Here is a 3,335-nt window from a genome sequence, read left to right as displayed (position 1 = left end):
CGCCGTCGTGGACAGCAACGAAGACGGTCAGGGCTTCGGCGCCGAGCAGGTGTGGTTCTTCGCCACCCTCCTCACCATCGGCTACATGATCAGCCGTGGCCTGGCCAAGTCCGGCAGCCGCGAGCACTACGACCGCGACGAGCGCAACGACCGCCGCTGACACCGGCAACCAGCCGGGTAGCCAACCTTGGCTGAGTGTCACGAACGAAGGCCCCCTGTTCCGCAGGGGGCCTTCGGTTTTCTCAGTGCCCATCGCGGACGCGGCCGCCGGTGACGGCATTGAACGGTTAGCGTGGGGGTGTTGCCCTGGACCCTGGCATAGACCCTTTCCGTGACCCGAAAGGCTGCACACGATGGGACAACTGCTCTATGGAGCCGCCCCCGCGATCCAGATCGAGGATTGGGGCCTGCAACACCTCCAAGCCGTCATGCTGACGAAGCTACGACGCGATGAGAGCTTCAGCTTCAGCTGGGACAACGAGCCCGATGTCGACGGGGATGCCACCGAACCCGTAAGGGGCCACCACGGCACTGTGTGGATTTCGAAGAGCACACCCCTGTACTTCAGTTACGACGCCCCCCGACATGGCCCACTGAATAAGAGATGGCTTGCCGCTCTGGCGGTTGCCGCGGGCTCCAGCAGCGGCACTTTCCGCCTGCTTCCCGAACCCATGTGATCGGCGCCCCGATGTCGCCAGGGCGGCGACCGTGACGACAACCTCTTGTCGCCGGCTTCGATCTGGTCGACGCTAGACCTACTCCGCTCGTCACCGCCGCATCGAAAGGACACCATGAGCAATCACGAGTTGACGATCACATTCCAAGAGCGTCCCGTCGACGTGCACGAAGATGCCATCCTCGAGCGAGCCGCACAGGCGATGAACGCCGATCAGGGCGTCGTGCGCTCGACTCGCATCGTCGAGAAGCAATGGTCCGATAAATACGAATGCACCGTCGTCGTCTTGGACGTCCAGACGTAGAGCAGCCGCTGCGGCCCCGCTCCTCCACGCTGGATCGGCTGCTCGTGGTCACTCGTGTTCCGGCAGCAGCGGCGTCGACCAGCCTGAATCGCGACCCAGCTGCGTTGCCCGGGCGACGGATGCCGCGCCGAACCGATCGCGCACCGCATCGAGCACTGTGTCCAGACGCGCCCCGTCGTCCCAATCGATCGGCAGCTCCGGCTGGATGCTGTCGGCGCGCCCCAACTGCGACAGTGAGACGCCGAGAAGGGTGATGCCGCGCTCCTCGATCACCGGCTGGGCGGCGGCGAGCAGACCTCGCGCCACCGCGAGCAGCACCGCAGTGCGGTCGGTCGGACAGCGGACCGTGTGCGATCGTGTGGCCTTCACGAAGTCCCCGTAGCGGAGCCGCAGCACCACCGTGCGGCACACCCGGTCGCGGTCGCGAAGGCGGCCGGCGAGCCGATCGATGATCTGCGACAGGATGACGTCAAGTTCGTCGCTAGAGCGGGGCCGGCTGCCGAGCGCGCGTTGAGAGCCGATGGACCCGCGTCGGCGCGTGGCGTCGACCGGGCGCGGATCCCGCAGCCGCGCCAGCGCATGCAGGTGTGCGCCCGTCGCCTTGCCCAGCAGCCTCTCGGCAGTGGCGGCCTCGAGTTCGGCCAGCTGACCGACCGTGCGAATTCCGAGCCGGTGCAGCTTCTCCGCGGTCACCGCCCCAACGCCCCATAGCCGTTCGACGGGCAGCGGGAGCAGGAACGCCTCCTCCCGCTCCGGTTCGACGACGAGCAGCCCATCGGGCTTGCAGACCGCGCTGGCGACCTTGGCGAGGAACTTGGTCCGCGCGACTCCGACCGAGATGGGCAATCCCACCTCCGCACGCACTCGCTCACGCAATCGAACCGCGATCTGCTCGGGCGATCCCGCGATCCGTCGGAGACCACCGACCTCCAAGAACGCCTCGTCGATGGACAGCCCTTCCACGAGCGGGGTCGTATCGCGGAATATGGCGAACACGTCCCTGCTGGCTGCGGTGTAGGCGTCCATCCGCGGCGGGACGGTCACGGCATCCGGACAAAGGTCGCGCGCCTGCCGGCCCCCCATCGCCGTGCGGACCCCACGGGCCTTCGCCTCGTAGCTCGCCGCCAGCACGACACCGCCGCCGACGATGATGGGCCGGCCGCGCAACTCCGGTGCGTCTCGCTGCTCGACCGAGGCGTAGAAGGCATCGAGGTCGGCGTGCAGCAAGGTCGCCTCGCCCCGCATTCCACCCTCCCGCCGGTCGTCGCTCCCTCGGATGGTCGCACGCACCGGCGACATGCCGCGCCGTCGGACCAGTCATCAGCATCCGCGAACCAGTCCTGACCCGGCAACAACGTCGGATCATTCCCACCGGATGATGCGGGGGCGAAGGATGCGCCGTTGACTGCTGTCACGCGGGCGCACGGATGCCATGTGCCGGATGTCGAGGCGAACGTGGGTGATGACAGCACGCTGGGACTCACTCTCAGTGGCGGCGGCGCATACGGCGCCGCGCACGTGGGTGTGCTCCAAGAGCTCGGGAAACGCGGCATCCGTCCCGGCATCGTGGCGGGCACCAGCTCCGGAGCGCTCGTCGCCGCCGCATACGCAGCCGACGTTGCGCTGGAGGCGATCGAACGAGCCGCGCTGGCGTTCCGCTGGAGTTCGATCGCCCGCATGTCGCTGACCCCCCGGCTGGGTTTGCTGGACTCCGGCGCTGTGACCGACGCCATCCATCGCACCCTCGGCGCAGATCCGCTCATCGAGGAGCTGCCGCGACGCTTCGCGGCGGTGGCGACCGACCTGCGCACGCGAAAGCCGGTGGTGATCGACGAGGGGCCGCTCAACGTCGCCCTGCGCGCGACGATCGCCGTTCCCGGACTCCTGCCGCCGGTCCGTCGTCGCGGCCAGGTGCTCGCGGACGGAGGCATGGTCGACAATGTGCCGGTCAGCGCCGCCCGCCACTTGGGCGCTTCGACCGTGATCGTGGTGCGCCTGCATGCGAAGTGGGAGAACGTCCGCATGATGCGCGTCGCCTCGAGCGCTGCTGAGCTGGAACAGGACCCGTCGATCGTGCTGATCCAACCGGAGATGACGGGCCTGGCGCAGTGGTCGATGGCCGACGTGCCGCGCCTGATCGCCGAAGGTCGCCGCGCGGCGCGCCAGGTCTTGGACGCCCGGTGACCACCGGCCCCATCCCTGCCGGGGGTGAGCTGGAAGGCGTCGCGATCGCCGAGATCCGGCACGCTCGGGTGTGTGGTTGTACGCCTCCCAGGCGGATTTCGCCAGGGGGTCGCCGGCCTCGGAATCGATTGCCTAGCTTGAACGGGCGCGACCATCATGGCCGCGCATCGA

At 68.2% G+C, this 3,335-nt stretch carries 4 protein-coding genes; 3 read left to right on the top strand and 1 reads right to left on the bottom strand.

Annotation, left to right across the window (positions count from 1 at the left end; all coding sequences use genetic code 11):
• Positions 1 to 353 precede the first annotated feature (353 nt).
• Together VFX99_RS15560 and VFX99_RS15555 are read left to right on the top strand one after the other, a co-directional pair.
• The gene (locus VFX99_RS15560; RefSeq protein WP_329667200.1) at positions 354 to 677 is read left to right on the top strand and encodes a hypothetical protein; all 324 of its coding nucleotides are present in this window, start codon (positions 354 to 356) and stop codon (positions 675 to 677) included.
• Positions 678 to 791: 114 nt separating this feature from the next.
• Positions 792 to 980: a hypothetical protein gene (locus tag VFX99_RS15555; protein ID WP_329667199.1), complete on the top strand. Its 189-nt coding sequence runs from the start codon at positions 792 to 794 to the stop codon at positions 978 to 980.
• A gap of 48 nt (positions 981 to 1,028) precedes the next feature.
• Here VFX99_RS15555 and dinB read toward each other — a convergent pair whose 3' ends face one another.
• On the bottom strand, positions 1,029 to 2,225 hold the full coding sequence (gene dinB, locus VFX99_RS15550; protein WP_329667201.1) for a DNA polymerase IV: 1,197 nt from the start codon (positions 2,223 to 2,225) through the stop codon (positions 1,029 to 1,031).
• 156 nt (positions 2,226 to 2,381) lie between these two features.
• Here dinB and VFX99_RS15545 point away from each other — a divergent pair, with 156 nt between their 5' ends.
• A complete protein-coding gene (locus VFX99_RS15545; protein WP_329667198.1) occupies positions 2,382 to 3,164 on the top strand; it encodes a patatin-like phospholipase family protein in 783 nt (260 codons plus the stop codon).
• Positions 3,165 to 3,335: the final 171 nt, after the last annotated feature.

Origin of the sequence: Microbacterium sp. (assembly GCF_036277215.1) — a bacterium.
GTDB lineage: Bacteria > Actinomycetota > Actinomycetes > Actinomycetales > Microbacteriaceae > Microbacterium.
The sequence above is the reverse complement of the archived record's forward strand: the minus strand, read 5'-3'. Positions and strand labels throughout refer to the sequence as shown.

Bases quoted from the DNA above. Each gene is read 5' to 3' on its own strand.
- VFX99_RS15560 (WP_329667200.1), top strand. From the start codon at position 354: ATGGGACAACTGCTCTATGGAGCCGCCCCCGCGATCCAGATCGAGGAT.
- VFX99_RS15555 (WP_329667199.1), top strand. From the start codon at position 792: ATGAGCAATCACGAGTTGACGATCACATTCCAAGAGCGTCCCGTCGAC.
- dinB (WP_329667201.1), bottom strand. From the start codon at position 2,225: ATGCGGGGCGAGGCGACCTTGCTGCACGCCGACCTCGATGCCTTCTAC.